This window comes from Pseudomonas sp. V88_4 (assembly GCF_029967985.1).
Lineage (GTDB): Bacteria > Pseudomonadota > Gammaproteobacteria > Pseudomonadales > Pseudomonadaceae > Aquipseudomonas > Aquipseudomonas glycinae.
Map to the genome: position 1 here is coordinate 1 of NZ_JASCAF010000007.1, position 25,998 is coordinate 25,998.

Annotated in this window: 18 protein-coding genes; 9 read left to right on the top strand and 9 right to left on the bottom strand. The window is 63.1% G+C overall.

Annotation, left to right across the window (positions count from 1 at the left end; genetic code table 11):
* Positions 1–88: 88 nt before the first annotated feature.
* Both QLG12_RS06335 and QLG12_RS06340 read left to right on the top strand, forming a co-directional pair.
* Complete coding sequence (locus QLG12_RS06335) at positions 89–745, top strand: carboxymuconolactone decarboxylase family protein (protein ID WP_282474142.1); 657 nt, start codon at positions 89–91, stop codon at positions 743–745.
* Between the two features lie 136 nt (positions 746–881).
* Positions 882–2,453: a glucan 1,4-alpha-maltotetraohydrolase domain-containing protein gene (locus QLG12_RS06340; protein ID WP_197870011.1), complete on the top strand. Its 1,572-nt coding sequence runs from the start codon at positions 882–884 to the stop codon at positions 2,451–2,453.
* A gap of 7 nt (positions 2,454–2,460) precedes the next feature.
* Here the strand turns inward: QLG12_RS06340 and QLG12_RS06345 are convergent, their stop codons facing one another.
* On the bottom strand, positions 2,461–3,453 hold the full coding sequence (locus QLG12_RS06345; protein WP_197870010.1) for a diaminopimelate epimerase: 993 nt from the start codon (positions 3,451–3,453) through the stop codon (positions 2,461–2,463).
* A gap of 136 nt (positions 3,454–3,589) precedes the next feature.
* On the opposite strand from QLG12_RS06345, the gene QLG12_RS06350 reads away from it, so the two are divergent.
* Entirely contained in the window at positions 3,590–4,741 is a 1,152-nt protein-coding gene (locus QLG12_RS06350) for an MFS transporter (protein WP_007955928.1), read from the top strand.
* 44 nt (positions 4,742–4,785) lie between these two features.
* Here QLG12_RS06350 and QLG12_RS06355 read toward each other — a convergent pair whose 3' ends face one another.
* The 5 genes from QLG12_RS06355 to QLG12_RS06375 form a co-directional block, all read right to left on the bottom strand.
* Complete coding sequence (locus QLG12_RS06355; RefSeq protein ID WP_282474143.1) at positions 4,786–7,209, bottom strand: TonB-dependent receptor; 2,424 nt, start codon at positions 7,207–7,209, stop codon at positions 4,786–4,788.
* A 98-nt stretch (positions 7,210–7,307) separates the two neighbouring features.
* The gene (locus QLG12_RS06360; RefSeq protein ID WP_282474144.1) at positions 7,308–8,291 is read right to left on the bottom strand and encodes a FecR family protein; all 984 of its coding nucleotides are present in this window, start codon (positions 8,289–8,291) and stop codon (positions 7,308–7,310) included.
* 40 nt (positions 8,292–8,331) lie between these two features.
* Entirely contained in the window at positions 8,332–8,832 is a 501-nt protein-coding gene (locus tag QLG12_RS06365) for a sigma-70 family RNA polymerase sigma factor (protein WP_282474145.1), read from the bottom strand.
* Between the two features lie 279 nt (positions 8,833–9,111).
* Complete coding sequence (locus tag QLG12_RS06370; protein ID WP_282474146.1) at positions 9,112–13,581, bottom strand: hemagglutinin repeat-containing protein; 4,470 nt, start codon at positions 13,579–13,581, stop codon at positions 9,112–9,114.
* A 94-nt stretch (positions 13,582–13,675) separates the two neighbouring features.
* Positions 13,676–15,403: a ShlB/FhaC/HecB family hemolysin secretion/activation protein gene (locus tag QLG12_RS06375; RefSeq protein ID WP_282474147.1), complete on the bottom strand. Its 1,728-nt coding sequence runs from the start codon at positions 15,401–15,403 to the stop codon at positions 13,676–13,678.
* 237 nt (positions 15,404–15,640) lie between these two features.
* Here QLG12_RS06375 and QLG12_RS06380 point away from each other — a divergent pair, with 237 nt between their 5' ends.
* On the top strand, positions 15,641–16,762 hold the full coding sequence (locus tag QLG12_RS06380; RefSeq protein WP_282474148.1) for an HlyD family secretion protein: 1,122 nt from the start codon (positions 15,641–15,643) through the stop codon (positions 16,760–16,762).
* Positions 16,759–18,351, top strand: coding sequence for a DHA2 family efflux MFS transporter permease subunit (locus QLG12_RS06385; RefSeq protein ID WP_282474149.1), 1,593 nt, complete (start codon positions 16,759–16,761; stop codon positions 18,349–18,351). The genes QLG12_RS06380 and QLG12_RS06385 overlap by 4 nt, the downstream gene beginning before the upstream one ends.
* 4 nt (positions 18,352–18,355) lie before the next feature.
* Here the strand turns inward: QLG12_RS06385 and QLG12_RS06390 are convergent, their stop codons facing one another.
* Positions 18,356–18,796, bottom strand: coding sequence for a carboxymuconolactone decarboxylase family protein (locus tag QLG12_RS06390; RefSeq protein ID WP_282474150.1), 441 nt, complete (start codon positions 18,794–18,796; stop codon positions 18,356–18,358).
* Positions 18,797–19,036: 240 nt separating this feature from the next.
* Here QLG12_RS06390 and QLG12_RS06395 point away from each other — a divergent pair, with 240 nt between their 5' ends.
* The 4 genes from QLG12_RS06395 (at position 19,037) to QLG12_RS06410 (ending at position 23,400) form a co-directional block, all read left to right on the top strand.
* Complete coding sequence (locus QLG12_RS06395) at positions 19,037–19,543, top strand: sigma-70 family RNA polymerase sigma factor (protein WP_282474151.1); 507 nt, start codon at positions 19,037–19,039, stop codon at positions 19,541–19,543.
* Positions 19,543–20,502 (top strand): FecR domain-containing protein, encoded by a 960-nt coding sequence (locus QLG12_RS06400; protein ID WP_282474152.1) that lies wholly within the window; start codon positions 19,543–19,545, stop codon positions 20,500–20,502. Before QLG12_RS06395 ends, QLG12_RS06400 begins: the two co-directional genes overlap by 1 nt.
* Positions 20,503–20,601: 99 nt before the next feature.
* Positions 20,602–23,031: a TonB-dependent receptor gene (locus tag QLG12_RS06405; protein ID WP_282474153.1), complete on the top strand. Its 2,430-nt coding sequence runs from the start codon at positions 20,602–20,604 to the stop codon at positions 23,029–23,031.
* 78 nt (positions 23,032–23,109) lie between these two features.
* Positions 23,110–23,400, top strand: a complete 291-nt coding sequence (locus tag QLG12_RS06410; protein WP_282474154.1) for a hypothetical protein — start codon at positions 23,110–23,112, stop codon at positions 23,398–23,400.
* A gap of 59 nt (positions 23,401–23,459) precedes the next feature.
* Here QLG12_RS06410 and QLG12_RS06415 read toward each other — a convergent pair whose 3' ends face one another.
* Both QLG12_RS06415 and QLG12_RS06420 read right to left on the bottom strand, forming a co-directional pair.
* Positions 23,460–25,031 (bottom strand): GGDEF domain-containing protein, encoded by a 1,572-nt coding sequence (locus QLG12_RS06415; RefSeq protein WP_282474155.1) that lies wholly within the window; start codon positions 25,029–25,031, stop codon positions 23,460–23,462.
* 187 nt (positions 25,032–25,218) lie between these two features.
* Entirely contained in the window at positions 25,219–25,992 is a 774-nt protein-coding gene (locus tag QLG12_RS06420; protein ID WP_282474156.1) for an aldolase, read from the bottom strand.
* Positions 25,993–25,998 lie beyond the last annotated feature (6 nt).

Genomic DNA, 25,998 nt, shown 5'->3' on the forward strand with positions numbered 1-25,998 from the left:
CCCCCACTGCTTCCGATGGACGCCTGTCATGCCGTAGTTCGCGCGCTGTTGCCCCGCTGCCATCCTCATTGATCCGTGAGGACGCGACATGAATCAAAAAAACACCTCCGATGCCATGGCCACGCTTTACCAGGAAGGCCGCCATACGTTTGTCGAACTCGTACCCGATGGCGGGGCCAGGCTCGACGCCCTGTTCCAAACCGTTCCCGCATTGGGCCAACTGGCCGTCGGCGTGGTGTACGGACATTTACACTCGCGGCCTGGTCTTGATCCGCGATTGCGTGAAGCGGTGTCCTTTGCCGCCATTGTCGCCTCGGGCATGGTCGGACCTCCGTTGAGCGTGCACCTCAAAACCGGTCTGGCATCGGGCCTCGCATCAGGTGAACTGGCTGAAATACTGCTGCAAACTTCGGCCTTCGCCGGTTTCCCCCGAGCGGTCAGTGCGGCGGAGCAACTCAATCATCTGTTTGCAGACGCGGGCCTTGAATCACCACCGCCCCCCACCCCGAGAGAAGTCACTTTGAGATTTTGCGCAGACGTTCGCGCGGGCCATCCACCGATTCCGCTGAGTGCCGCAGTGAAACGCCAGTTACGTCAGGCAGACCGTTTGGCGCTGCAAGCCTGCACAGCGCAGGCTGTAATCGTCGAGTGTTTTCAAAGCCCCGAGACGCAACCCAAAGCCCTGCTGTATGCGACGGTGGTCGATGACACTGTTGTCGCCGTGAAACTGTTCAAGGGCCAATGAACGGTTTCATGGTTATGGATCGGGGCGGTTTTATCGCAAAACGATAGCGCCGACCTGTCAGATCTGACAGGCGACAAGCGCTGCGCGCAGGCCCACAGTAAGCCCCAAGGGATCCATCGTTCCCGGGGGGACGATCATGAAAGGGACTTCACTCATTCACCTCATTTTCGCTATCTGTCTGGCCATCGCCACGGCGACAGCGGCGATGGCCGGCGTTCGCAACGGCAGCGGCACAGAGATCATGCTGCAAGGCTTTCACTGGAATTCCAGCCGCAATCAAACGCCCTGGTATTCAGTGCTGGCACAACAGGCGCCAACTATTGGCAAAGACGGATTTACCCTTGCCTGGTTACCGCCAGCCTGGACGGACAACTCAAGCTGGACCGACAGCCAGGCCCAGACCTCAGGTGGTGGCGAAGGCTACTTCTGGAGCAGCTTCGACAAGAACAGTCGTTACGGCAGTGATCAGCAACTCAAACAAGCAGTGCTGGCGCTCAACAACGCAGGTGTGAAAGTCGTCTACGACGTGGTGCCCAATCACATGAACGATAAAGCGGTCTATTCGATGTTCCCGAGAGGGAGCAACGAGTGGCGGCAAGACTGCGCGCAATGTGACGAAGGTGACGCATTCATGGATGGCTCAGCGGATCTGAACACCGACAGTGCGCGAGTCTTCGACACCTTCAAAAAAGAATTCATCAATCTGCGCGACAACTACGGTGCTCAAGGCCTGCGCTTTGACTTCGTCCGAGGCTACGCTCCGGAAACCGTGGATCGCTGGATGAACGCCTTCGGCAACCTGAAATTCTGCGTCGGCGAAAACTGGAAAGGCCCCAACGAATACCCGCCGGGCGACTGGCGACACAATGCGAGCTGGCAGGATGTGCTCAAGGACTGGTCGGATCGCTCGCACTGCACGGTGTTTGATTTTGCCCTCAAGGAGCGTATGCAAAATGGCTCGCTCGCCGAGTGGCGCCACGGCTTGAATGGCAATCCGGATCCTGCCTGGCGCGCAATCGCAGTGACCTTCGTCGACAATCATGACACCGGTTATTCGCCTGGGGCCTATGGTGGCCAACATCACTGGGCGTTGCCCGATCCACTGGTCAATCTGGCTTACGCCTACATCCTCAGCAGTCCCGGCACGCCGACCGTGTACTGGCCGCACATGTATGACTGGCAGCGCGATCAACTGATCCGGCAATTGATCAAACTGCGCAAGGGCGCTGGTATCCGCGCCGATTCGCCGATTCGCTTCAACACCGCCTATTCGGGCTTGGTTGCCACCACCTCGGGCGTGAGCGGGACATTGGTGATTGCGCTGAAATCCGATCTGCAACAGTTGCCGCAGGGCCTGGGCACGCCGACCTTGAGCTGGGACAACGGCGATATCCGGATCTGGAGCACAGCGGTCGAACCGGCAGCACTCAACGTCAATGTCCACTGCGACAATGCCAATCCACAATCCGGTGAACGCGTCTATGCCGTCGGATCGTCGCTGGAGTTCGGCGCCTGGGATCCACAACATGCAATTGCGCTGACGCTGAACAATAACCGCTGGAGCGCAACGGTCGAGGTGCCGGGCCAGCAAAGACTGGAGTGGAAATGCATCGTCCGTGGCCAGACTCCGGCAGCGGTGTACTGGCAGGCGGGTGCGAACAACGTATTCACCAGCGGAGCCGTGAGCGATACGGTCGGGCGCTTCTGACCCTCAGCTATGTTTCATTTCGCATTGCCGTGCCGAACAGGCGCACGCCGGCCAACTCGCCATCGCGCTCCTCCAGCAAAATCGGCGCGGTACCGCCCGGCATCACCACCTGCACCTCTCCCGCCGACACCCAACCCACCCGCCACGCCGCACTCGCCACCGCACTGGCGCTGGTGCCTGAGGAAGCGGTCGGCCCCTCGCCCCGTTCGAACACCCGCGCCACGATGCGCTGATCCCCGGCGCGCGTCGCCCATTGCAGGTTGACCCCGGCCGGGCACGGCTTGCCGGCGCCGGTGGGCATGGCGTAGGCGATAGCGGTCAGACTGTCCGCCAGCGGCGGTTCAAGCATCTGCGCGTTGCTCGGCAATGCGGCTTCATCCTGCACCAGCGTCACGCAATGTGGATTACCGATCCGCACGAACTGGCTGTGCGCCCAGGCGGGATCGAGTTGCGCCAACGGCCGAACACGGTTGACCTCCACACCGTTGAACGGCACCGGTTCAACCCCGAGCGCACCGACGGCCACCGGGCCGAAACCGGGCTGGCCGAGGTCCAGCCAAAAGCCGTGCACGCCCGCTACTTGCGCCGGTTTCACCGAGGTCGGCACTGGCGATTGCGAGTCCTGTTTATCGTGATGCACCCGCAGCGTCGCGCCCTCCTCCGGCATCAGCCCTTGTTCAAGCAGCGCCCGGGAGAAAATCGTCAGGCCGTTGCCGCTGCGCTCGGCCAGCGTACCGTCGGTGTTGACGATCAGCAGGTCGAAGGGTGGCAAGGCCTGAAACGGGCCGATCAACAAGCCATCGCTGCGGTGGGATTTGCTGCCGACGGGACGTTGACCGTCGGGCCAATCGCAACACTGCGCGATGGCTGCGGTACTCCACGTCTGGCGCGACGACGCGCACTGTGCGGCGCTGGTCGGTAAATCGATACCGGCATCGCGTAGCGCCCGAGGCGAAACGACCCCGTAGATATTGCCCCGTGCATCGTAGAACTGCGTCATGAACCCGCCCTTGTTTTTCCCGTCGACAGGGACGCCACTGTAAATCGCAACGCCCTGCAGACGCGAGCGGGCTCGCTCCATCGAAAGAGCTGTGCAAGGATGTCCGCTGCTGAAACGTTTTTTGCCAAGGATCGTTATGACCAGCCTCACCCCTCAAGACACGTTCGTTCCCGGACGCCTCGAACAGATGTCCACGCGCATCGCCTTCTTCATCGCCGGGCTCGGCATCGCCGCGTGGGCGCCGCTGGTGCCCTACGCCAAGGCGCGGGCCGGGCTCGATGAAGGGACGCTGGGGTTGCTGTTGCTGTGCCTGGGCGTCGGTTCGATTCTGGCAATGCCGCTGGCGGGTATTCTGGCCACCCGGTTCGGCTGTCGGAAGGTGGCCACCGGCGGCACGCTGCTGATCTGCGCGGCATTGCCGTTGCTGGCGACGGTGTCGTCGATTCCGGCGTTGATTGCCACGTTGTTCATGTTTGGCGCCGGGCTCGGTACGGTGGATTCGACGGTGAACCTGCAAGCGGTGATCGTCGAGCGGGCCAGCGGCAAGAACATGATGTCGGGGTTCCACGGCCTGTTCAGCCTCGGCGGGATCGTAGGTGCAGCGGGCGTGAGCGCCCTGCTCGGTCTCGGGCTGTCGCCATTGGCGGCGATGCTGGTGGTGGTCGTGGTGCTGATCGCGGCGCTGTTCAAGGCGGTGCCGCACATGTTGCCTTACGGCAGTGAAAGCTCGGGCCCGGCGTTCGCGGTGCCCCACGGGATCGTGCTGTTCATCGGCGGCATGTGCTTCATCGTGTTCCTCACCGAAGGCGCAGCGCTGGACTGGAGCGCGGTGTTTCTGGCGCAGGAGCGCGGAATCGACACGGCCTATGCGGGATTGGGTTACGCAGCGTTCGCATTGACCATGACGGCCGGTCGTTTGACCGGTGACCGGATTGTCCGGGCATTGGGTGCGACCCGGATCATTCTGTTTGGCGGTCTGCTGGCGGCGGCGGGATTGTTTCTGGCGACCTTCGCCCCGAGCTGGCAAGCCGCGCTGCTCGGTTATGCGCTGGTCGGTGCTGGCTGTTCGAATATCGTGCCAGTGCTGTACACGGCGGTGGGCAAGCAGACGGTGATGCCGGAAAGCATCGCGGTGCCGGCAATCACTACGCTGGGTTATGCGGGGATTCTGGCGGGGCCGGCGGTGATCGGGTTTGTCGCCCATGCCAGCAGCCTGAGTTTTGCCTTCGGGTTGATGGCGACGTTGCTGGTGGCGGTGGCGATTGGCGGGAAAGCTCTGAAGGTCTGAGGCGGATTGTTCCCACGTCGGGACGTGGGAACAATCAGTGCAGATCAGAAACCGACGCTGGCCTGCACGAAGAACGTCCGTGGCGTACCCACGTAGATCCCCGAGTTGTTGTCGCTGGAGCGGGTGAAGTACTGCTTGTCGAAGATGTTCTTCACCCCGGCGCCGAGCTTCAGGTTCGACAGCTGCGAACCGAAGTCATAGCCGCCGCGCACGTTCCAGGTCACGTAGCCCGGAATGTCGCCGTACTGCCCGTCTGCCGTGCCTTCGGTGATGTAGTTGCCATTGAAGCTGCCGTCAGCATTTACGCCGGTGCCCGGCGAGCGCTGTTTGGACTGGGCGAAACCGTCGATGTTGTAAGTCCAGCGGTTGATGTCGTAACGCAGGCCGACGGTCGCCACCTGGCGCGAGTAGAACGGCAGGTCGCGGCCCTTGAAGCCCGGAATCTCGCCTTCATAGGTGGCGCGGGTGTAGGTGAAACCGGCGTTGGCGGTCAGGCCATCAAGGCGCGGATCAAGCGCCGCCATGTCGTAGTGCACCGACGCTTCGATACCCTGGTGCTTGGTCGCGCCGAGGTTGGTCCAGCCCACGTCGTTGCTGATGTATTGCAGTTCGTCATCGAAGTCGATGTAGAACAGCGTCACTTCCCCGCCCCACACGTCATCGTTGTAGCGCGTGCCGATTTCGTAGGTCTTGGCTTTCTCCGGCTCCAGGCCATTGGCGGTCTGGTCACCCGAGCCGCCCTGGCCGAGCTGGAAGTACTGCAGGCTGCCGAACGACGTCTCGTAGTTGGCGAACAGTTTCCACGCGTCGGACAGGTGATACATCACGCTCAGGGCCGGCAGCGGCTCATTGCTTTCGATGCTGCGGTTTTTTTCCGGCACGCGTTTGCCTGCGGTATCGAGCACGGCGCGATCATGCCAGTCGGTGCTGATGTGTTCAAAGCGAATGCCCGGGGTCACGGTCCAGCTGCCGACGTCGATCTTGTTGTCGATGTACACCGAGTTGGCCTCGGTGCCGCCAGTGCGATCCTGGAACACATGCCCGTCGGAGGTCTTGGTGACCACTGGCACATTGTTGACCAGCGCCAGACGGCTCGACTGCTCGTGCATCGCCTCTTTCAGATAACGGTAACCGACGCTGACTTCCTGGGTGGTCGGGCCGACGTCGAACACACGCGAGACACGCGGTTCGATGCCCAGCGTGTAGTAGGAACGCGGGAACGAGCTGAGGGTTTTCTGATCGCGAGCGGCGATGGTGCTGCCGCGAAAGCTGTCGGAGTAATAGGTCAGCACTTCTGCCTGAGTGCGCTCATCGATCTGCCGGATCCACTTGAACGACACGTCCTTGCGGCGGCCGCTGAAGCCGTCGTAGTCGCGGTCGGACTGGAACGGTTTGTCGTCGTACTGCTTCTGCGTCAGGCCGCCGGGCATGTCGGCGCTGGCGTCGTAGTAGTGGAAGTTGAGGCTGAAATCGTCCTGCTCGGTCGGCGCCCAGTGGGTCTTGAGGATCACGTCGTCGATGTCGTTGCCATTGTTGCGCTCGCGGTAACCGTTGCCGTTGACGCCCGAGTACAACAGCGCCATGCCGATGCCGTTGTCGGCAGTGCCGCCGAGGAACGCGGTGTCGATATGTTTCCAGCCACCGTGCTGCGAAGTTTCCAGGGTCGTGCCGATTTCACCGGTGGTTTTTTCCGGGATCGCGCGGGTCACGAAGTTGATCACACCGCCGACGTTCTGCGGCCCGTAACGCACGGAGCCGGCACCACGGACCACGTCGATGCTGTCGAGGTTGCCGGAAGAGATCGGCGCCATCGACAGTTGTGGCTGGCCATACGGGGCGAACGCGGCCGGCACGCCGTCGATCAACACCGTGGAGCGTGGCGACAGGCGCGACGTCAAACCCCGCACGCCGACGTTCAGCGAAATATCGCTGCCGCCGGTGCCGTTGGCTTCCTGCACCTGCACGCCCGGTACGCGGCGCAGCACATCGCCGACGTTCATCGCGCCCTGCTCGACCATCGCTTCGCGGCGGATCACGGTACGCGCGCCGGGGTGGTTCTGCACCACGGCGGCGTCGGCGTCACCAAGCCAGTCGCCGACAACCTTGATGTCGGTCACGCCCAACTCCAGCGGGCCGTTGGCGGCGGAAGTCGGGGCCGGTGACAAGGTCACCGAGCCTTCATTGATCTGATAATCCAGACCGCTGCCTTGCAGCAATTGGCGCAGGGCCTGCTCCGGAGAAAGGTTGCCGTCCACGGCCGGCGCCTGTTTGCCGGCGACCAGGTCCGGGCTGAAAAACACCTGCAACGAGGTTTGCTGACCCAGTTCGCTCAGGGCCTGGCCCAGCGGCTGGGCGCGGATGTGAATGGCTTCGGCGGCAAAAGCCAACGGCACGGCGGCGTTGACCGCCAGCGCAAGCGCCAGCGGTAACCAAGGGGATTTATTGTTTTTGGCGGTGGAGTTTTTCACGTCGAACGGAGTCCTGTGGATCGCAAGAGTGTGCGGCTGTTAATGCAAACCAGTTGCAGTTGAACAGGAAGACGACGAACTCGAAAAAAACCTGAATTTTATTTTGAAATTATTTCCTGGCTGCCGTCGGCAAGGGTGCGCACGGCCACCGGAAGGATGCTTGGCAACGCCTTGAGCAAGGCCTCGGTGTTGTCGGATTTGAACACGCTGGTCAGGCGCAAACTGGCCACCGCCGGATTGGCGACTCTCAGCGGCTTGTCGCGATAACGCGACACTTCCTCGGCGACTTCGCTGAGGCTGGCGTTGTTGAACACCAGTTTGCCGCTGCGCCAGGCCGTCAGTTCCGCCGGGTTGACCGCATAGGCCGGCGCCACTTTTCCCTGGGCATCGATCCGCGTGCCGAGGCCGGCAGTGAGGCTGATGAAATCGGCATCGGCCGCATCCCGGCCCTGCACCTTGACGGTGCCTTGCTCCACCGCGACCCGAGTCTGGGTCACGTCGCGCCGCACATCGAAACGGGTGCCGGTGACCGTGACCTTGCCGCTGCCGGCCTCGACCACGAACGGGCGAGAAGTATCGTGCTCGACGCTGAACATCGCCTCGCCTTCAGTCAATTCGATGAGCCGCCGATCCTTCTCGAAACGCACCTGCAAGCGGCTGCGGCTGTTGAGGTCGATCACCGAACCGTCCGGCAGCGCCACATGCTTGCGCTCGCCCAGCGCGGTGGCGAATTCGGCGCTGTAACCCGCCGGGTGATTCAGACCGCTGAACAGACCGAGCCCGAGGGCCACCGCGACCACGCTGGCCGCCACGGCATAACGCAACAACGGACGGCGCTCGCGCCTCGCCGGCGGGGTTTCGCACAGGGCCTTGAGCCGTGGCGCCGGCAGCAGATCCGCCGCCGTCCACAAGCCTTGCAGCAACTGGAATTCGTCACGGTGCTGCGGATGTTCGTTCAGCCACGCATCGAAGCGCTGCTGATCGTCGACACTGACGGCCGGCTCCTGCAAACGCACAAACCAGCGTGCCGCGTCATCGCGCACCGTTGTTTGCCCGCACGCGCAATCACGAGTATCCGTCATGGAATGTCCTGTTTGGCTGGGGGTGAAAAGATGCCGCGGCTCATGATTGCGCCCCGTCCAGGCGATCACGCAGATGCCGCAGGGTGCGGATCATATACTTTTCCACCATGTTCCTGGACAGGCCCAGGCGTTCGGCGATTTCCGCCTGGGTCAGGCCTTCGATCTTCTGCCAGACGAAGATTCGTCGGCAGTTGACCGGCAGCTCCGTGAGCGCACGTTCGATCGAATCGGCCAGCTGGATCGCATGCATGTAATGCTCCGGGTCGCCGGTCGGCGACTCACTGAGATTGATTGCCTCCGACTCCATGGCGCCCCGCCGGTCCTCACGCCGATAGCCGTCCACCGCGATGTTGCGCGCGGTCTGGTGCAAATACGCCCGAGGTTGCTGCACCGCCGACGAATCGGATTCGAGCACTCGCACAAAGGTGTCGTGCGCCAGATCCTCGGCCTGCGAGCGATTGCGCAGGCGACGGGTCCAGGTGCCGATCAACTCTTCGTAATGCTCGAGAAAGCCGGGTCTGCGGGGCAGCATGGGGGTCATTGCGGCGTGCTGAGGAAAGGGGCGTGAATAGTAATGCTTCCTATTAAGCCGAAGCAATGGATTCCTCGGGTGTGCCGACGAAGCTGTTTTCCTCTATCCCTTCGGCGCTCTAATTCGCGGCAATCCCTGCCTTGCGTGGGCAGAACCACCCGCGTACCAAGCCCCCTGGTATTCACCATCCATGGTTCTAATGAAAAGCACCGCGACAGTCGCGGTGCAGTTTCCATCCCGCCAGGCTGCCAAGCCGCTCTGGCTGAACAGCCCTTAATGCATGGCGGCTCAGCCTTTTTCGTCAATACCCGCTTGAGTTGCCTGGCTGTCGAAATGACCGCTCAGGGTCACCGGGCCGACTTTCAGGTTGCCGTTTTCAAGGGACACCTTCGGTGCGCTTTCTTCGGTTTTGTGTGGCAGCTCCAGACCGGCTTTTACGCCGTAGTCGAGGTTGCTCAGATCGCTGCTGCTGACCTTCGAGTCGCCCAGATCGACCTTGCCTTCGGCGGCAGAAATCCGTGCGCCGGTCAGCTGGGTAGCGCCGCCGACAGTGAGGTTCACACCCTGACCAGCGCTGATGCCGGAGGCCTGTTTCACGCTGTCCTTGTGCGCGTATTCGCCTCCGGCTTTCAGCGTTGGCTTGTAGTCGGTGCCAGCCAGTTTGCCCTTGTCATCCGCAGGAGTCTTCTTGGCGGTCAGGCCCAGATCCACATCAACCTTGGCATGAGTGCTGGTGTCCTGACGGCTCTCAACCGACAGATCACCCGCCACCTTGCCACTGACATTGCGCGCATCAATCCGCGCACCGTTCAGGCTCGCATCACCGGCGCTGTTCAACACCACCGTGTCAGCCTTGATCTGGCTGTTCTGCTGGGTGACGCCTTGCAGGTAATCCACGCCCACCTTGGCCCCGGCATTGAAGCCGTGATCACTGCTGACTTTTTCATCGGCGGCGGTCGGTGTGCTTTTGCTCAGGTTGCCGCCGGCATTCAACGCGACGTTCCAGTTGTTGCGGTTGTCGGTGGACTGCGCGGACTCCTGAACGAAGCCGCCCTTCTGCGCGTCGATGTTGACGTTTGGCGCGCTGACCTGAGTGCCTTGCAGGCGCACCGAATCGCCGCTCAAGGCGATGCCGTTCTGGCTGTTGAGCTGGCCACCGCTGAGGGTCTGGGTGTTCTCGTTGACCCGACCGATGTTGAAGTTGCCGCTGAGGTTGCCGCCCTGATCGCGGCTCTTCTCGCTGCTGGTCTTGCTGCCGCCGGCCTTCAGACCGCCGCCGAGATTGCTGCCGGTGGCGACGTGGGTGTCGGTGGCCGCTTGCAGGTCGAGCTTGCCGTCGGCCTTCAGGTCGATAGCACCAGCGCTGTCGATCTTCGTGCCCTGCTGCACCTGATTGCCTCCGCTGCTCAATCGCACCGGGCCGTTGCCGCTGATACTGGCGACGTGCGCCTGGCTGTCGGTGGTCTGGTTGCCTTTGTGATCGAGCTGGAAGCCGGCGCCGAGATCGACATTGGTGCCGTCGGTGCCCGGCAAGGTGCCGACGGTCAGCGAACCGTTGCCGCGCAGGCTGGAGCTGTCGCTGCTCTGCCGGTCGTTGGCCTGATTCAGGGCCAGATCACCGCCGGTCTTGACGCTGACACCGCCCTGCCCGCCGTCGAAACGACTGCCTTCGAACTGTGCGTCGCGGGCGACATTGATGTTCACGCCCTGATTGCCAGCGTGACCACCGACCACCGCCGTGGAGCTGTTCTTGCTCGACTGGCTGCTGCCACCCGCGCCGCTGCCGGCCACGTTCACGTCTTCACCGGTCTTGGTATAGACGCGCACATCGACCTTGGCATCCACAGCGTTATCGGTGCTGCTGCGGGTGTTGCTGGCCGCATCGGCCACCAGTTTGTCGGCGCTGATGTTCACTTTGCCGGCGCTGGCGTTGTACTGGGTGCCCTGGTCGTGCAGCGTGCCGCCGACCTTCACGTCCACGGTCTGGCCGTCGAACCGACTGACCACCGCGTTGCTGCTCTGCTCGGTTTTATCGGCGCCGGCATGACCGACCGCCACGTCGATACCGACGTTCGGCTGACCGAGATTGGCCAGTGCGTCCTTGTCCGGCACCTTGCCGTCGAGCACTTCTTTCACCGCGCCGGCAATCGGCCGGGCGATGTCTTTGTACTCGACGTTGGCGCCAATGTCCGCCGACCAGTTGCTCTCGCTGTGAGTGCTGCTCTCGGTGTTGCTGGCGGCACGGTTGTCGACTTCGTTGGCGGCGACGTTCAGACCGTTGCCGGCCTTGAGTTGCGCGCCCTCGGTGGCGAGTTTGTCAGCGTTGATGTTCAGGCTGCCGCTGCTCTGCACGCCGGTGGTTTGCGCAGTGGTTTTGCCGGTGGTGTCGTGCGAGGTGCTGTGCGAGAAATCCACGCCGCTGCCCGCACGGTCGAGGCCGCCGGTGTAGTAGAAACCGCCGCCCGTGCTGCGGGTTTCGGTCGAGGTGCTGTGGCTGTCCTGCTCGGCCAGCAGCGAGACGTTCTTGCCGCTCAGGCTGGTGTCGCCGGCGGTGGACTTCACCTCGGTGCCCTTGAGCGTCACGTCGCCGCCCGCCTTCACTTGCACAGTGCCGCCGCTGAGGCTGGAGCCCTGCTGGGTAACGTCGCTGGCGGTGACGGTTTGGGATTTGTCTTCGTAATGCACGCCGGCGCGATACTGCTCTGCCGTTTGCTCCTTGGCGTAGGCGTCGAAACCACGGGGCTGCGTGCTGTTGCTGCTGTCGTGGGTGTTCTGCGTCGAATGCACATTCACATCACCCGCTGCATCCGCCGTCAGCGAACCGCCAGCCTTGACCGTGGCACCGGCGACTTCGATGTCCTTGGCGCTCTTGAGCTTGAGGTTGCTGTCGGAAGCCAGCTCGCTGCGCACCGTGGTGCTGTCCTTGCTGTTCTGGCGCGACTCGTCCTTGGTGATGCCGAAAAACTTGCTGTCCTTGTCGTGGTTGTTGCTGTGCGAGGTGTCCTGCACGCCGTCGATGGTCAGCGAACCGTTGTCGCTGATTACGCTGGCGTCTTTGCCGCCGCGCACCTGGCTGCCGCTGATGCGCACGTCGTCGGCCTTGACCACCAGTTTGCCGGCCGCGTTGATCTTGCTGCCCTGATGCTGGGTCTGGCCCTTGTCGGCGTCGCCGGTCTTGCCGAAGAAACCGCCGCCGACCAGGTCACCGGAATAGCGGTTGTCGCTGCTGCGGTTGGTACGGGTCGCGGTGGTGATTTCCACTTGTTTGCCGGCCAGTTGCAGATCGCCGGCGCTGTTCAGTTCAGCGCCTTCGGAGCGCAACAGTGCCGCGGTTTGCAGGGCGATGTTGCCGGCCTTCAACTGGCTGGTGACGCTGCGCTGCTCTTCGCTGCTGCTGTCCCAATCGGCTTTCCACAGGTGTTTGCGGTGCTTGCCCTGATCGGTCTGGGTGTGGCTTTCAGTGGCAGCGGTCAGGCGCAGGTCGCCGCCGCTTTGCACCCTGAGATTGTTCTTCGCTTCGACCTTGGCGGCTTTCAGTTCGCTGTCTTTGCCGGAGGACAATTGCGCGTCGCGGCTGGCGATGATCTGGCTGCCGTGCTGACGCGAATCGCTGTCGGTCTTGGTGCGCTCGTAAGTTTCCCAGGTGATGCCGATGGTGCTGTTGTTCCAGTTCTCGCGCTGTTCCTGGAGCTTGCGGCTTTCGACGGTGGTCAGGGTCAGATTGCGTTTGGCCTCGACCTTCACGTCACGACCGCTGACATCGGTGGCGGCCAGCGTCAGGTCGTTGCCGCTGTGCAGGCCGACGTCGCCCTGACTGCTGCGAATGCCGGCGCGGGTCAGGTCGAGGCTGTCCGGAATCGCCTGACCGCTGACGCTCAGGTCGCCCGCCGAATGGATCTGCACGCCGTCACGCCCGGCGACTTGCACCGCGCCGACCTTCACGCCGGCACCTTCAGCGGTGCTGACAATGTTGATGCGCCCGGCCTGCATCGCGCCGAACAGGCTGGCGTCGATCCGTTGATCGGTGGTGTTGCCCGCCGGGTCCACGGCTTTTACCTGGCCGCTGGCGTAATCGATCTGATTGCGCCCGACGGTGAGGTTCAGTTGATCACGCGCAGTGATTGCGCCCTGGCTGTCGATACGCGGCGCGATCAGGTTGATCGAGCCTTCGCCGTTGCGCAGGCCGCCGCCCTGAATCTGCAACTGGCCGGTGGCGTCGCGGGTGCTCAGGGCTTGCAGTTTGCCGTCGTTCAGCTCGGGACGGCCGACCAGCAGATTGGCGTTCGGCGTGTTGATGAAACTGCCGCCGTTCACCGAAATGCCGTTCGGGTTGGCGAGTACGTAGTCGGCGGCGCGACCGAAGATTTCCTGGGCGCCGTTGATGGCCGACGGATTGCGGCTGATCACTTCGTTGAGGATCACGCTCGCGGCCTGGCCCTGCAATTGCGGGTTGGCCGCCAGTTGCCCGGCGAGCTGCGATTGCCCGGCCTGCAAGGCGTTGTTCAACACCAGCCCCTGACGGTCGACGTTGTAGTCGAGGAACTGGTTGTGCGACAGGCCCGAGCCGTTCGGCGCGACGATGTTGACGATCGGGACGCCGCCCTGGGTTTGCAGTTGCGCGGTGCCGCCGGGGCCGGGTGCGACCACCACGCCGCCGGCCATGGCGCCCGGCAGGTGAGCGACCAGGAACAGGCTGGCAATCGCCCAGCGCAGTTTGCCCCGTGGGGAAAGATGAAACGCAAAGGTATTCATTGGCATAAAAAACTCTCCATGTAGTGCGGCATCACGTTGCGCGTTGAGTTAAAGGCCACGGCTGTCGCGCTCAGGTCCGATGGCTGTTGTTCACTGACGTTCATAGCTGTAATCCGACCCGCATCAACCAGGTGTCAGGCTCGCGGTGCAGGCCGGTCGGGGTGTTAAGGCTGCGTTGGTAATCGACATCCACTTGCAGGTTTTTCCAGCCCAGATTGAGGCCGATGCTGGCGCCGCTCAGGCGTTTGCCCGAGGCGCCGTGATCGGCCTTGATCCAGCCGTGGTCGAGGCCGACACGCGGGGTGAGCTGCACCGGCAAATCGGTGCGCAGCGGCAGGCGCAAGGTGTTGCGCCAGATCGCGCCGCTGGCCCCGGACGCGCTGCTGACCCGGTAACCGCGCACGGCGGAATCATCGGTGCCGAGCAACTGTTCGATCGCCGGCAGCGGATCCGGGCTGTACTGCAAATTGAGTTGGCTCTGCCATTGCCAGGCTTGCGCGCCGAGCTGGCCGTTGCGCCACTGGCTGAGGCCGGCGCGGTACTTGCGAAACTGCGCCTTGGGCAGGTTGTTGACCTGGCGATCGGCATCGTCGTCGGCGCCAAACCAACGCATACCTTGGGCGTAATTGACGTCGAGGTTCCACACCGCGCGGTCGAGCCAGAACAGATTGAGCCCGGCTTCGGCCACAGTCAGGGTCGGGCTCTGAATGCCGAGGTGGAGGTTTTCCAGATAGCTGTCAACGTCCTTGTGCGCCAGTTGCAGGTTGGCGCTGAGCTGATGGCTCTGGTCGCGCCACAACACGCGGTCGGCACGCAGACTGAGCTGATCGGTGATGCCGGTGCTGTACAGGGTCGCCGTGCTGAGCTTGAACGGCGCGCGGTATTCGGCGTGGCTGGCGAAGGTGCTGAACGTCCAGTAACCGTAGGGAATCGCGTAGTAGAAGCTGGCGTTGCGGCTGTAGCGGTCGCCCTGATTGAGGGTGTCGCTGGCGCTGAGGCTCAACAGGTCGTTGAGTTCGAGCGGGCTGTCGAGGGTCAGGCTCAGGGTGTCGCGATCACGACCGGTGCTGGCACTGCCGAGGTTGTCGAAACCGGCGCCGAGGGCCCAGCGTGACTGCCCCGAGGTCCGCGAGCGCAAGATGATTTTTGACGCGCCGGGCTGACTGCCGGGGGCGATGTCGGCGGTCAGATCAAGCGAGCGCAGACGGTTCAACTGATCCAGCCCCTGCTCCAGATCCCGAAGATTCAGCGGCTTGCCGAGCATTCCGGGGAACGCCCCGCCGAGCGACACCGGCAGGCTTTGGTCGGCCAGCTCGATGGACTCGATGTAGCCTTCCTCGATCAGGATATCCAGCGATTGCCCCGCCGCCGGCGCGCTGCTCAGGTATGGCCGACTGGCGATATAGCCCTTCTCCACATACAGCGCGGTGATGGTCGCCAGCAAATGGTTGATCTGGCCGACGCCCATGCACGGCGCCAACAGCGGTTTGATCCGGGCGTTGAGTTGGTCTTTATCGATCAGCGTCACACCGCCGATGCGCGTGCCGCTCAAGGGCCAGCAGCGCTCATCAGGTTTGATCGACTCAGGAATGGCCGGGGTGGCCGGCGTCGGGCCGAACGCGCCGCGCTCCAGTTGGCGTTTGCGCTGTTCGAGTTGCAGTTGTTGCAGGTCACGCTGTTGCAGTTGCTGCTGGCGCAGCACTTCCTGGCCAGGGGCTGGAGTTTCGGCGGCGAGAACGCTGGGCGCGCACACACTCAACAACAAGGCCGACAACAGCGGGCGCGGCAGGGAACGACAACGAGAAACAACGCAAAGCGAATACGGCACTCAACATCCTTGCAATCAACTGGCGTAATGCCACCCCATCAATTGCGGTGATAGTCAGAGCCTTCCTACACAAATGCAAGACGCTTCCTACAGCGCTTACATTTCTTAAACAAATGATCAGCTTTTGCTTTCAACAAGACTCATCTGACGACCGGCGATAAAAATCAATTGCCACAAAATATTACTAACGTCATATTACAGCCGTAATAACCACTTCGCTTTCCCAGGTATTACGCCATGACCAGCATGCCCACCGTAGAACCCGATCTCGCCGCTCCGGTCAGCGCTCCCAAATCGCCCCTGCTCAAACGCCTGCTGTTGCCTACCGCGGGACTGGCTGCGCTGGTATTCGCCGGGTTGTATGCCGTGCATTGGTGGGGTACGGGGCGGTTTCTAGAGGAAACCGACGATGCCTACATCGGCGGCGACGTCACGGTGATCGGGCCGAAAGTCGCCGGTTACATCGAGGAAGTGCTGGTCAGCGACAACCAGCCAGTGAAGGCCGGCGACGTGCTGATTCGCCTCGACGCCCGCGACTACCGCGCCAATCTGGCCAAGGCCGAAGGCGCGGTCGCCGCCGAGGAAGCGCTACTGGCCAACCTCGACGCCACCGAACAACTGCAGCAAGCGGTGATCGGTCAGGCCCGCGCCGGCATCGATGCCGCCAGCGCCGAAACCGCCCGTTCGCGGGATGACAACGCGCGCTACAAACGTCTGGTGACCACCAATGCAGTCTCGGTGGAAAGCGCGCAACGGGCCGACGCCACCTTCAAGACCGCACAAGCCTTGAGCGCCAAGGCCCAGGCCGAACTGCTGGCCGCGCAACGCCAACTCGCAGTGATCGAAACCCAGAAACAACAGGCCCGCGCCGCCCTCCAGCAAGCCCGGGCCGAGCGTGATCTGGCGCAACTCAACCTCGGCTACACCGAACTGCGCGCCCCGGTCGACGGCGTTATCGGCAACCGCCGCGCGCGGGTCGGCGCTTATGCCCAGGCCGGCTCGCAACAGTTGTCAGTAGTGCCGGCCAGTGGTCTGTGGGTCGATGCCAATTTCAAGGAAGATCAACTGGCGCGAATGAAACCCGGCCAGCGCGTAAGCATCCGCGCCGACGTGTTGTCCGGCCAGGAATTCCACGGTCGCCTCGACAGCCTCGCCCCCGCCACCGGCTCGCAATTCAGCGTACTGCCGCCGGAAAACGCCACCGGCAACTTCACCAAGATCGTTCAGCGCGTGCCGGTGCGGATCCTGCTCGACCCGGCGGACGGCGTGCTCGGCCATTTGCGTCCGGGCCTGTCGGTGACCGCTGAAGTCGACACCCGCGCCCAACCTGAAACCACTGCCGTGGCCAGCGCGCCATGAGCACCGCCCTCACCGCCTCCGCGCAGCCATTCAATGCCGCCGAGATGGCGACGGCGACCAAGGTGTTCGCCTTCGCCACGATGTGCATCGGCATGTTCATCGCGCTGCTGGACATCCAGATCGTCTCGGCCTCGCTGCGCGATATCGGCGGCGGGTTGTCCGCCGGCACCGATGAAACGGCGTGGGTGCAGACAAGTTACCTGATCGCCGAAATCATCGTGATTCCGCTGTCCGGATGGCTGTCCCGAGTGTTCTCCACGCGTTGGCTGTTCTGCGCGTCAGCAGTCGGTTTCACCCTCGCCAGCCTGCTTTGCGGAATCGCCTGGAACATCCAGAGCATGATCGCTTTCCGCGCACTGCAAGGGTTTCTCGGCGGCTCGATGATTCCGCTGGTGTTCACCACCGCGTTCTTTTTCTTCACCGGCAAACAGCGGGTGATCGCCGCTGCCACCATCGGCGCCGTGGCTTCGCTGGCGCCGACATTGGGCCCGGTGATCGGCGGCTGGATCACCGACATTTCGTCGTGGCACTGGCTGTTCTACATCAACCTGGTGCCGGGGATTTTCGTTGCCGTGGCGGTGCCGATGCTGGTCAAGATCGATCAGCCGGAACTGTCGCTGCTCAAGGGCGCGGACTATTTGAGCATGGTGTTTCTGGCGCTGTTTCTCGGCTGCCTGGAATACACCCTCGAAGAAGGCCCGCGCTGGAACTGGCTCAGCGACCAGACCATCCTCACCACCGCGTGGATCAGTGGCCTCGCGGGGCTGGCATTCATCGGCCGCACGTTGCATGTAGCCAATCCGATCGTCGATCTGCGCGCGCTCAAGGATCGCAATTTCGCCCTCGGCTGCTTCTTTTCCTTCGTCACCGGGATCGGCCTGTTCGCGACGATTTACCTGACGCCGCTGTTTCTCGGCCGGGTTCGCGGCTACAGCGCGCTGGACATTGGTCTGGCAGTTTTCTCCACCGGGGTGTTCCAGATCATGGCGATTCCGCTGTATGCCTTTCTCGCCAACCGCATCGATCTGCGCTGGATCATGATGGCGGGCCTGGCGTTGTTCGCCTTGTCGATGTGGGAATTCAGTCCGATCACCCACGATTGGGGTGCCGGGGAATTGCTGCTGCCACAAGCCCTGCGCGGGATTGCCCAGCAACTGGCGGTGCCGCCGGCGGTAACGTTGACGTTGGGTGGCCTGGCACCGGCGCGCCTGAAGCATGCGTCGGGCCTGTTCAACCTGATGCGCAATCTGGGCGGTGCAATCGGGATTGCTGCGTGCGCGACCATTCTCAACGACCGCACCAACCTGCATTTCACCCGGTTGGCGGAGCATCTGAACAGCAGCAACGAAGCGGTGAATCAGTGGCTGGCCCAGGTCGGCGGCAACTTTGCCGCGCTGGGTCAGAGCGGCGACGTCGGCCTTACCGCCAGCCTGCGTCAGCTATGGCTGCTGACCTACCGTGAAGCGCAGACGCAAACCTACGGCGACACGTTCCTGATGATCATGGTGTGCTTCGGCATCGCCACGGCGATGGTGCCCTTGATGCGCAAGGTGCAACCACCGGCCGCGCCGAGTGCCGATGCACATTGATCGATCAGGCTTGCGGGGTTTTACGAAAGCCCACGGCCATGCGGTTCCAGCTGTTGATGGTGCTGATCGCCAAGCTCAGGTCGACCATTTCCTTGGGTGAGAATTGGGCGGCGACCGCTTCGTAGTCTTCGTCCGGGGCGTGGGTCAGGCTCAGTTGGGTCAGGGATTCGGTCCACAGCAGTGCGGCGCGTTCACGTTCGGTGAAGAACGGCGCTTCACGCCATGCGGTCACGGCAAACAACCGGCGCGGGGTTTCGCCGCCCTTGATCGCGTCGGCGGTGTGCATGTCGATGCAGAACGCGCAGCCGTTGATCTGCGAAGCGCGCAGCTTGACCAGTTCGATCAGGGTCTTTTCCAGCGGCAGTTTCGAGACGGCGGTTTCCAGGGCAATCATCGCTTTCAGGGCATCTGGGGACGCGGTGTAGAAATCGATACGAGGTTTCATGGCGACTCTCCGGGGCAAGTGAATGTGTGGCTACGTTAGTCCCGGGGCGGGGCCAGGCAAATAGCCAATCTCCCGGAAGACGGGTAGGCCACTCCCCGGACATCAACAAAGAAAGTGTGAATGGGCAATTGCCAGCACTCGTGCCGCGCCACTAGAATGCGATCAATTCTTAATTGCACCCTAATCGCACTCTCGATTGCATCTCTGGCAACGGACGCCCGAAACGAGTATCTGCCCTCCATGTCGTCCCTCGATCAGCCGTTGAATCAGCAAGTCCAGACGCTCTACAGCGAACACCACGGGTGGCTGCAGGGCTGGCTGCAGCGCAAGTTGGGCAACCGCTGCGAGGCGGCCGATCTGGCGCACGACACGTTTTTGCGCCTGCTCACCCGCCAGGTGATCAAGCCGCTGGGCAGCGAACCCCGGGCACTGTTGACGCACATTGCCAAAGGCCTGGTGATCGACCGCTGGCGGCGACAGGACCTGGAGCGCGCGTATCTCGTAACCATTGCGCACCTGCCCGCCGCCGAAGTGCCGTCGCCGGAAACCCGCTACCTGATTCTCGAAACCCTGTGGCGCATCGAAGCGCTGCTGCGCGAACTGCCCGAGCAGACCCGCGACACCTTCCTGCTGTCGCAGATCGAAGGCCTGACCTACGCGCAGATCGCCACACGCCTGGGGGTTTCGCTGATCACCGTCAAACGGCACATGCGTGCTGCGTTCATTGCCTGCCTGAGTGTCGCCTGATGAATTCGTCGATGATCAACCCGCAGATTCTCGACGAAGCCGCCGACTGGCTGGTGCAGCTGCATTCCGGCACCGCGACCCCGTCCGACCATCAGGCCATCGCCCAATGGCGCAGCCGCAGCGCCGAGCACGCCATGGCCTGGCAACGGGCCGAGGCGCTGTTGGGGGATTTGCGCAGCGTGCCGGCCAACGTCGCGATCCAGACCTTGAAACGCGCCTCGCGCAAAGAAGGCCTGAGCCGTCGCCAGACCCTCACCCGCCTCGGCCTGCTGTTGATGGCCGGGCCGCTGGGCATCGCTTCGCAGCATGTACAGTGGCAGCAATGGACCGCCGACCAGCGCACCGCCGTCGGCGAACAAAAGAACCTGCAACTGCCGGACGGCACGCAACTGGTGCTCAACACCGACAGCGCCGTGGACATCACTTTCAGCCCAATGGAGCGTCGGGTCCTGCTGCTCAACGGCGAAGTGCTGATCAACACCGCCGCAGACGCCAGCGCCCGCCCGTTCATTGTCGAAACCCCGCAAGGTGTGGCCCGCGCACTGGGCACGCGATTCTGCGTGCGCACCGAGGGTTCGCGCAGCCTGGTGTCGGTGCTCGAAGGCCAGGTCCAGATCACCCCGCAACTGCTCAAGCAGAGCGCGATTCTCAAGGCCGGCGAACGGCAGCGCTTCAAGCTCAACAGCTTCGACAGCAGCGAAACCTTCGACACCGCGTCCCTGGCCTGGGACAAGGGCATGCTGCTGGCCAGCAACATGCGCCTGGATGAATTGCTCGGCGAACTGAGCCGCTATCGCCGGGGCGTGCTGCGTTGCCATCCGGACGTGGCGGCGATGCGCGTGTCCGGGGCGTTTTCCCTGCGCGACACCGACGCCAGCCTGCGTTTGCTCAGCGATACCCTGCCGCTGAACATCAACAGCCTGACCCGCTATTGGCTGTCGGTGGAACCGCGTGTCTGAGCCCTCGGAAAATATTTTCAATATTCCCTGATACCTTTTCGCGACTCGTCCGGTGAGTGGATAGACCTTCCGATTCCACGCCCCCGACAGGAACACCGAATGACCGCAATGCCATCGCCCCGCCCCGCCACGTTTGCGCTCAAGGCCCTGAACCTGAGCCTGGCCCTGGCCTTCAGCGCACTGCTGCCGAGCGCCGCCCACGCCGCCGACAGCGCCAGTGAAAGCGCCAGCCGCAGCGTCAACATCGGCCCCGGCCTGCTCAGCCATGTGCTGGCGCAATTTGCGGTCAGCGTCGGCGTGCCGCTGTCGTTCGATCCTGCGCAACTGGGCAATCGCCAGAGCCCCGGCCTGCAAGGCAGTTACACCGCCCAGAGCGGTTTTGCCCGGTTGCTGGAAGGCAGCGGTTTCGAGCTGATCAGCACCGGCCACAACGGTTACACCGTGGCCCCGAAAGTCCCGGCGGACGGCGCGCTGGAACTGGGTGCCACCAACGTCAGCGCCGTGCACGACGACAGCGGCGCCACCTACGGCGGCGAACAGGTCGCCCGCCGCGCGCAGATCGGCATGCTCGGCAACCAGGAGGTCAACGACCTGCCCTTCAGCGTCACCAGCTATACCGCCAAGACCATGGCCGATCAGCAGGCCCAGACCGTCGGCGATGTGTTGCTCAACGATGCTTCGGTGCGCCAGTCCAACGGCTTCGGCAACTTCTCGCAGATGTTCATGATCCGTGGCCTGCCGCTGGCCTCCGATGACATTTCCTATAACGGTCTGTACGGCGTACTGCCCCGGCAGATCATCGCCGTCGAAGCGTTGGATCGAGTGGAACTGTTCAAGGGCCCGAACGCGTTCGTCAACGGCGTGACCCCGAGCGGCAGCGGCATCGGTGGCGGGATCAACCTGCAACCCAAACGCGCGATGGACACCCCGACCCGCAGCGTCACCCTCGATTACAGCGCCGACGGCCGTGTCGGCGGGCATCTGGATCTGGGCCAGCGCTTTGGCGAGGACAACCGTTTCGGCGCGCGGGTCAACCTGATGCAGCGCGAAGGCGACACCGCCGTCGATGACGAGGACCAACGCTCGTCGCTGTTCAGCGTCGGCCTGGACTATCGCGGCGATCGCCTGCGGGTCTCGACCGATTTCGGTTATCAGAAGCAGGTCATCAACCAGGGCCGCTCGGTGATCTATGTCGATTCGAGCCTGACCAAAGCCCCCAAGGTGCCGCACGCCGACGCCAGCTACGCCCAGAGCTGGAGTTATTCGCAACTCGAAGACACCTTCGGCATGGCCCGCGCCGAATACGACCTGAACGACAACTGGACGGCCTACGTGTCCGGCGGCGCCAAGCACACCCGCGAGAACGGCGTGTACTCGTCGCTGACCGTCACCGACCTCAACGGCAACGCCCGTGGCGGCATGCTTTATTCACCCCACGACGAAGACAACCAAAGCGCCATGGCCGGGCTCAACGGCCGTTTCGATACCGGCCCTGTCACGCACCAGTTGAACCTCGGCTGGGCGGGCATCTGGGGCGAGCAGCGCTCGGCGTTCGAAACCGTCGGCGCGGCCGGGCGCTACAGCACCAACCTGTACAACGTCACCGACAAGCCGCGCCCGGCGCCAACCTCATTCGCCAGCGACATCAGCGACCCGCGCATCACCGGCAAGAACATCCTGCGCAGCGAGGCGATTTCCGACACCCTCGGCTTCGTCGATGACCGCATCCTGCTGACCCTCGGCGTGCGTCGCCAGGAATTGAAAGTCGACGGCTGGAGCACCGCCACCGGCGCCCGCACCTCGAGTTATGAAGAGTCGATTACTACTCCGGTCTACGGCCTGGTGATCAAGCCGTGGGAACACGTGTCGTTCTACGCCAACCGTATCGAAGGCCTGGCCAAAGGCCCGACGCCGCCGACCACTGCGATCAACCGAGACGAAACCTTCGCCCCGGTGCGCAGCAAGCAGATCGAGGCCGGCGTGCGCCTGGACATGGGCAGCTACGGCGCCAACCTCGGCGTCTATCGCATCGAGCAACCGTCGAGCTACACCCAGGACGGAATCTTCCGGGTCGACGGTCAGCAGACCAACAAAGGCGTAGAACTCAACGTCTACGGCGAACCGCTCGACGGCCTGCGCCTGCTCAGCGGCGCAACCGTGATGAAGACTGAACTGGAAGGCAGCAGCAACGGTGTGAATGACGGCAACCGCGCCGTCGGGGTGCCGCGCTTCCAGTTCAACCTCGGCGCCGACTGGGACATTCCGGGCCTCGAAGGCGCGGCCCTCAGCGCGCGGATGTTGCGCACCGGCGGCCAGTACCTGAATGCGGCGAATACTCAAAGCATTCCAGCGTGGAACCGCTTCGACCTCGGCTCGCGCTACGCCTTCAAACTGGATGAAAAGCAGATCACGCTGCGGGCCAATCTGGAGAACGTCGCCAACGAAGCCTATTGGGCCTCGGCCAACGGCGGTTACCTGACCCAGGGCACGCCGCGCACGCTGAAGGTGTCGGCGACCGTGGACTTCTGACCGCTCGTCATCCGGCCGGCACCAAGGGTTCGGCGCGTCTGACCAATATCAGGTAAATCCCCTTTCCGGAGACAAACCATGATGACGCGCAAACTCACTTCGCTGTTGCTGATCGGCCTGCTGGCCACAGGCTCAGCTGCGACGTTCGCCGCCAATGACGGCGCCGATGCCACGGGCACCAAATCCGGCTCCACCAACAGCTCGCCCATGCCACCGGACAACACGCCGGGCTCGCCGTCTGGCGGCAGCGGCGCAGGCAGTGGCACCGGCACCAATGGCGGCGCCAGCGGTTCGGGTTCGGGAGCTGGGGGTGGCACCGGTTCGGCCGGTGGCGGCACGGGCGGTGCCGGCGGTGGCACGGGCGGCTGAACGAACAAGAGCAGGTCATGGTGAAGGCCATGGCCTGTGTCTGAACCGATTCGATTTTGTCAGCGATCCGAACGCATCAGTTCGCCAACGCCAACGTCCATTGACAGCACGGCCGCGCGGTTGCGGCCGGCGTTCTTGGCCTGATACAGCGCCGCATCCGCGCGTTGAATGAACAGTTCCGGGCTGTCGTTGCCGGTCGGAATAAACGCATAGCAACCCAGGCTCACCGTGAGATACCCGGTGGGCGAACCGCTGTGGGTGATGTGCTTGTCCATGACGCTGCGGCGGATCTGCCCGGCAATTGCCAGTGCGCCGTTGATGTCGGTGTCCGGCAGCAACACCGCGAACTCTTCACCGCCATAGCGCACCGCCAGATCGGACTTGCGCTGGCAGCAGTTTTTCACCACCTGCGCGACCTGCGTCAGGCAATGGTCGCCGGCCACGTGGCCGTAGGCATCGTTGTAGCGTTTGAAAAAATCGATATCGAGCATGATCAGGCTGACCGGGCTCGACTGCCGCGCGCCCCGGGCAAATTCCACCTCCAGCGAACGCTCGAACAGACGCCGGTTGGCCAGCCCGGTCAGGCTGTCGTGGGTGGCGATCTGCTCCAGCGCCTGCTGGGCCTTGCGCAGGTTTTTTTCGATCCGCTCGCCATCGCGCACCTGATGAATGAACACCCAGCCGAACAGCCCCACGCCGAGCATCACCAGCGCCACGATCACGCTGGACTGAAACGCCCGGTCATACCAGCCCTGGAGAATCGTGTCCCGGGACGAAGACGCCGCGACCACCAACGGGTAGCTTTCCAGCTGCCGGTAACCATAAAGACGCGTCACACCGTCGACCACCGAATCGATCATCGCGGTGCCGGCGGAGGCGTTGGGCAGCAGCTTCTGATAGATCTCGCCCTTGGCCAGCGAGGTGCCGATCAGAGACTCGTCGAACGGCCGACGGGCGAGCAACGTGCCGTCAGTCATGCCGAGAAACATCGTGCCGTTGTCATCCAGGCTGAAGCTTTTGAAGAACTTGTCGAAGTACGACATCTTGATCCCGGCCAGCAGCACGCCCTGAAAATTGCCGGCGTGGTCGTTGACCCGTTTCGAGATCGGGATGATCCACTCACCATTCTCACGGCTGCGGATCGCCGGGCCGATGTGCGCCACGGCCGAGACGTTCTGCTGGTGAAACTTGAAGTACTCGCGATCCGCCACACCATTACCGCGCGGCAGATCCGCGAACGAGGTAATCACCCACTGCCCTTCGCGGTCGAACAGGAACATGCCGTGCAACTGCTCCAGTTGCTGCACCCGCCGCGCCAGGGTTTTCTGCAAACGCGGCTTCTGCGCCGCGCCATAACCATCGTCCTGAACCCAGTCGACCAGGCTGGTCAGCACCAGATCCGCTGCCAGAAAAGTGTCTTCAGCCTGCTGTGCCATGGCCCGGGTCAGGTTGGCCGACGACACCTGTGCGTTGGCCAGATCCTGGCGCCGCGACTGTTCGATCTGCAAATACAACAGGCCGGACAGGCTCAGACAAACAGCCACGATGAACAACACCGCCGCCTTGCGCAGGGGCAAACGCTTGAGGGTGCCGCCGGGGGCCTGATGCGGATCGTGAATGGGGATAGGCAAAAGCGTGTCCTGGGCAGGTACGACAGGGGCAAAAGCCCGAAACCCTTGTTCTTGTGAGCGTAGCCCACCGGGTTGTGTGGGGCAACCAAGTGCCCTCGCGACGATCCCGACCCAGTTGCTATCGGCGCGCAGGGCAATTGGATGACCTGCGACGCAAATTATTTTTGCCTGCCCGTTTTTGCCCGCATCAGCCCTGACGGGCCAACCGCCGCATCGCACTGTGCAGATGCGCCCGCGCACTTTCCGGATCGCCCTCGCGCATCTGCTCGTACGCCCGCTGCGCCACCGCGTGCGGCACCGGTTTCAACACCCGTTGCGTGGCCATCGCCAGCAGTTGCACTTGCGCGGCACGCTCCAGGTAATACAGATCGTCCCAGGCTTCGGCGATGGTCGGCGCCGCAACAATCACCCCGTGATTTTTCAGGAACAGAATGTCGGCCTCGCCCATCACCCCGGCAATCCGGTCGCCCTCGCGTTCGTCCAGCGCCAGCCCGTTGTAATGCTCGTCCACCGCCGTGCGCCCGTAGAACTTCAGCGCGGTCTGGCTAAGCCACAACAGCGGCGGCCCCTCCAGCAGGCACAACGCCGTCGCGTTCGGCATATGGGTGTGAAACGCGACTTTTACTCGGGGCAGTCGCTGATGCAGGCGCGCATGAATATAGAAAGCAGTGGCCTCCGGTTGGCCCTCGCCGTCCACCACGTTGCCGTCGAAGTCGCAGACCAGCAGGTTGTGCGCCGTGACTTCGGAAAACGCATAGCCGTACGGATTGACCAGAAACAGGTCAGCATGCCCCGGCAACATCGCCGAAAAGTGATTGCAGATCCCCTCTTCCAACCCGTGCAGCGCCGCCAGTTGAAAGCACGCCGCCAGCTCTTGGCGAGCGGTGATGATAGCTTCGCTGTCGAGGTTCAACGAGCCGCAACGCGCGGGTCGGGCGCTGCCGGTCAGGGTATGGGCCATGGCGAG

Excerpts from the sequence above, each read along its gene's own strand:
- QLG12_RS06365 (WP_282474145.1), bottom strand. The coding sequence starts at position 8,832 with ATGACCCCCATGCTGCCCCGCAGACCCGGCTTTCTCGAGCATTACGAA.
- QLG12_RS06410 (WP_282474154.1), top strand. The coding sequence starts at position 23,110 with ATGATGACGCGCAAACTCACTTCGCTGTTGCTGATCGGCCTGCTGGCC.
- QLG12_RS06395 (WP_282474151.1), top strand. The coding sequence starts at position 19,037 with ATGTCGTCCCTCGATCAGCCGTTGAATCAGCAAGTCCAGACGCTCTAC.
- QLG12_RS06400 (WP_282474152.1), top strand. The coding sequence starts at position 19,543 with ATGAATTCGTCGATGATCAACCCGCAGATTCTCGACGAAGCCGCCGAC.
- QLG12_RS06350 (WP_007955928.1), top strand. The coding sequence starts at position 3,590 with ATGACCAGCCTCACCCCTCAAGACACGTTCGTTCCCGGACGCCTCGAA.
- QLG12_RS06360 (WP_282474144.1), bottom strand. The coding sequence starts at position 8,291 with ATGACGGATACTCGTGATTGCGCGTGCGGGCAAACAACGGTGCGCGAT.
- QLG12_RS06385 (WP_282474149.1), top strand. The coding sequence starts at position 16,759 with ATGAGCACCGCCCTCACCGCCTCCGCGCAGCCATTCAATGCCGCCGAG.
- QLG12_RS06370 (WP_282474146.1), bottom strand. The coding sequence starts at position 13,581 with ATGCCAATGAATACCTTTGCGTTTCATCTTTCCCCACGGGGCAAACTG.
- QLG12_RS06405 (WP_282474153.1), top strand. The coding sequence starts at position 20,602 with ATGACCGCAATGCCATCGCCCCGCCCCGCCACGTTTGCGCTCAAGGCC.
- QLG12_RS06340 (WP_197870011.1), top strand. The coding sequence starts at position 882 with ATGAAAGGGACTTCACTCATTCACCTCATTTTCGCTATCTGTCTGGCC.
- QLG12_RS06335 (WP_282474142.1), top strand. The coding sequence starts at position 89 with ATGAATCAAAAAAACACCTCCGATGCCATGGCCACGCTTTACCAGGAA.
- QLG12_RS06390 (WP_282474150.1), bottom strand. The coding sequence starts at position 18,796 with ATGAAACCTCGTATCGATTTCTACACCGCGTCCCCAGATGCCCTGAAA.
- QLG12_RS06380 (WP_282474148.1), top strand. The coding sequence starts at position 15,641 with ATGACCAGCATGCCCACCGTAGAACCCGATCTCGCCGCTCCGGTCAGC.
- QLG12_RS06420 (WP_282474156.1), bottom strand. The coding sequence starts at position 25,992 with ATGGCCCATACCCTGACCGGCAGCGCCCGACCCGCGCGTTGCGGCTCG.
- QLG12_RS06345 (WP_197870010.1), bottom strand. The coding sequence starts at position 3,453 with ATGACGCAGTTCTACGATGCACGGGGCAATATCTACGGGGTCGTTTCG.